The sequence below is a fragment of the Mycobacterium sp. 852014-52144_SCH5372336 genome (assembly GCF_001665615.1).
In the GTDB taxonomy this organism is placed as follows: Bacteria; Actinomycetota; Actinomycetes; order Mycobacteriales; family Mycobacteriaceae; genus Mycobacterium; species Mycobacterium neumannii_A.
On sequence record NZ_LZSW01000030.1, the window covers coordinates 1 to 3,367 of the forward strand.

General features: G+C 56.5%; 2 rRNA genes. Both read right to left on the bottom strand.

The features are described 5' to 3' along the window. Positions 1-8 precede the first annotated feature (8 nt). Positions 9-123 (bottom strand): 5S ribosomal RNA (gene rrf, locus A5759_RS05575). A 99-nt stretch (positions 124-222) separates the two neighbouring features. Then, positions 223-3,349, bottom strand: a 23S ribosomal RNA gene (locus A5759_RS05580). Positions 3,350-3,367 lie beyond the last annotated feature (18 nt).

Sequence of the window (3,367 nt, forward strand, 5' to 3'; positions counted from 1 at the left end):
TAATTTGTGTTCGGCGGTGTCCTACTTTTCCGCCCGGGTGGGGCAGTATCATTGGCGCTGGCAGGCTTAGCTTCCGGGTTCGGGATGGGTCCGGGCGTTTCCCTGTCGCTATTGACCGCCGTAACTTTATTCACTTTGTAGTGTCCCAGTTGGTGTTGGGAAGGGTGTTTTGGTGGTGGGGTGTGTTTGCGTGGTTGATACGCGTGGGGTGTGGTTGCGAGTGTGTGTAAGTTTTCGGCCGGTTAGTGCCAGTTCCCTGAACCCATTGCTGGGTGTGTAGGTCTGGTCTATCGATCCCGTGGTCTGCGGGGGGCCTTATCCCACTGAAATGGGTGAGAAGCCTGGTCTTGGAGGGGGTTTCCCGCTTAGATGCTTTCAGCGGTTATCCTGTCCGAACGTGGCTATCCAGCGGTGCCCCTGGTGGGACAACTGGTGTACCAGAGGTTCGTCCGTCCCGGTCCTCTCGTACTAGGGACAGGTTTCCTCAAGCTTCTGACGCGCGCGGCGGATAGAGACCGAACTGTCTCACGACGTTCTAAACCCAGCTCGCGTGCCGCTTTAATGGGCGAACAGCCCAACCCTTGGGACCTGCTCCAGCCCCAGGATGCGACGAGCCGACATCGAGGTGCCAAACCATCCCGTCGATATGGACTCTTGGGGAAGATCAGCCTGTTATCCCCGGGGTACCTTTTATCCGTTGAGCGACACCCCTTCCACTCGGGGGTGCCGGATCACTAGTCCCGACTTTCGTCCCTGCTTGACGTGTAGGTCTCGCAGTCAAGCTCCCTTGTGCACTTACACTCAACACCTGATTGCCGTCCAGGTTGAGGGAACCTTTGGGCGCCTCCGTTACTTTTTAGGAGGCAACCGCCCCAGTTAAACTACCCGCCAGGCACTGTCCCTGAACCGGATAGACGGTTCGAGGTTAGAGGCCCAATACGATCAGAGTGGTATTTCAACAACGACTCCACCATCACTGGCGTGATGGCTTCACAGTCTCCCACCTATCCTACACAAACCGAATCGAGCACCAATACCAAGTTGTAGTGAAGGTCCCGGGGTCTTTTCGTCCTGCCGCGCGTAACGAGCATCTTTACTCGTAATGCAATTTCGCCGAGTCTATGGTTGAGACAGCTGAGAAGTCGTTACGCCATTCGTGCAGGTCGGAACTTACCCGACAAGGAATTTCGCTACCTTAGGATGGTTATAGTTACCACCGCCGTTTACTGGGGCTTAAATTCTCCGCTTCACCCTTGCGGGTTAACGGGTCCTCTTAACCTTCCAGCACCGGGCAGGCGTCAGTCCGTATACCTCGTCTTGCGACTTCGCACGGACCTGTGTTTTTAGTAAACAGTCGCTTCTCACTGGTTTGTGCCACCCCCTCCCGCTGCCGGCCGCGAAGGCCTTGACGGTATGGGGGTCCCCCTTCTCCCGAAGTTACGGGGGCATTTTGCCGAGTTCCTTAACCATAGTTCACTCGTACGCCTTGGTATTCTCTACCTGACCACCTGTGTTGGTTTGGGGTACGGGCCGTGTATGCGCTCGCTAGAGGCTTTTCTTGACAGCATAGGATCACCGAATTCGCCTCACTCGGCTATGCATCACCTCTCAGGATATGTGAAACCCGGATTTGCCTAGGTTTCTCCCTACAGGTTTGCCCCAGTATTACCACTGACTGGTACGGCTACCTTCCTGCGTCACCCCATCGCTTGACTACTACCCACACGGGTCCCACGCAGCAGGTGACCCCCGCTCCCCGAAGGGATTGGTAGGCCACCGTTTGGGTGGTTAGCAGTATGGATTCGTCAGGGACGCTCATACACGGGTACGGGAATATCAACCCGTTGTCCATCGACTACGCCTGTCGGCCTCGCCTTAGGTCCCGACTCACCCTGGGCGGACTGGCCTGGCCCAGGAACCCTTGGTCTTCCGGCGGGCAAGGTTCTCACTTGCCTTATCGCTACTCATGCCTGCATTCTCACTCCCACACCCTCCACCACTGAATCACTTCGTGGCTTCACCGGATGCAGGACGCTCCCCTACCCAACAACACACAAGGTGTTGCTGCCGCGGCTTCGGCGGTGTGCTTGAGCCCCGCTACATTATCGGCGCACAATCACTTGACCAGTGAGCTATTACGCACTCTTTCAAGGGTGGCTGCTTCTAAGCCAACCTCCTGGTTGTCTTTGCGACTGCACATCCTTTTCCACTTAGCACACGCTTAGGGGCCTTAGCCGGCGATCTGGGCTGTTTCCCTCTCGACGCACGGAGCTTATCCCCCGCCGTCTCACTGCCACGCTTTAACTTGTCGGCATTCGGAGTTTGGCTGACGTCAGTAACCTAGTAGGGCCCATCGGCCATCCAGTAGCTCTACCTCCAACAAGAAACACGCAACGCTGCACCTAAATGCATTTCGGGGAGAACCAGCTATCACGGAGTTTGATTGGCCTTTCACCCCTACCCACAGCTCATCCCCTCAGTCTTCAACCTAAGTGGGTTCGGGCCTCCACGCGGTCTTACCCGCGCTTCACCCTGGCCATGGGTAGATCACTCCGCTTCGGGTCCAGAACACACCACTACACACGCCACTATTGACGTGATACGCCCTATTCAGACTCGCTTTCGCTGCGGCTACCCCACACGGGTTAACCTCGCGACATGTCCCTGACTCGCAGGCTCATTCTTCAAAAGGCACGCCATCACCCCACCACAAAGTGGAGGGCTCTGACGGATTGTAGGCACACGGTTTCAGGTACTCTTTCACTCCCCTCCCGGGGTACTTTTCACCATTCCCTCACGGTACTGATCCGCTATCGGTCACTGAGAAGTATTCAGGCTTACCGGGTGGTCCCGGCAGATTCACAGCAGATTCCACGGGCCCGCTGCTACTCGGGGATCCTGCGACAACAGGCAACAAGTTTTCGGTTACGGGGCTCTCACCCACTACGGCAGACCATCCCAGGCCACTTCACCTAACCCACTGCTTTATCACTGCTGCTATCCACGGCGGTAGATAGAACACAGGCCCCACAACACCGCACACACAACCCCCGCCGGGTATCACATGCACACGGTTTAGCCATCCTCCGCTTTCGCTCGCCACTACTCACGGAATCACAATTGTTTTCTCTTCCTACGGGTACTGAGATGTTTCACTTCCCCGCGTTCCCCCCCAACGCCTATATATTCAGCGTTGGGTGACACGACATCACTCGTGCCGGGTTTCCCCATTCGGACATCCTCGGATCCACGCTCGGTTGACAGCTCCCCGAGGCATAACGCAGCCTCCCACGTCCTTCATCGGCTCCCAGTGCCAAGGCATCCACCATGCGCCCTTAAACACTTACACACAAAACAGATCAAAAAA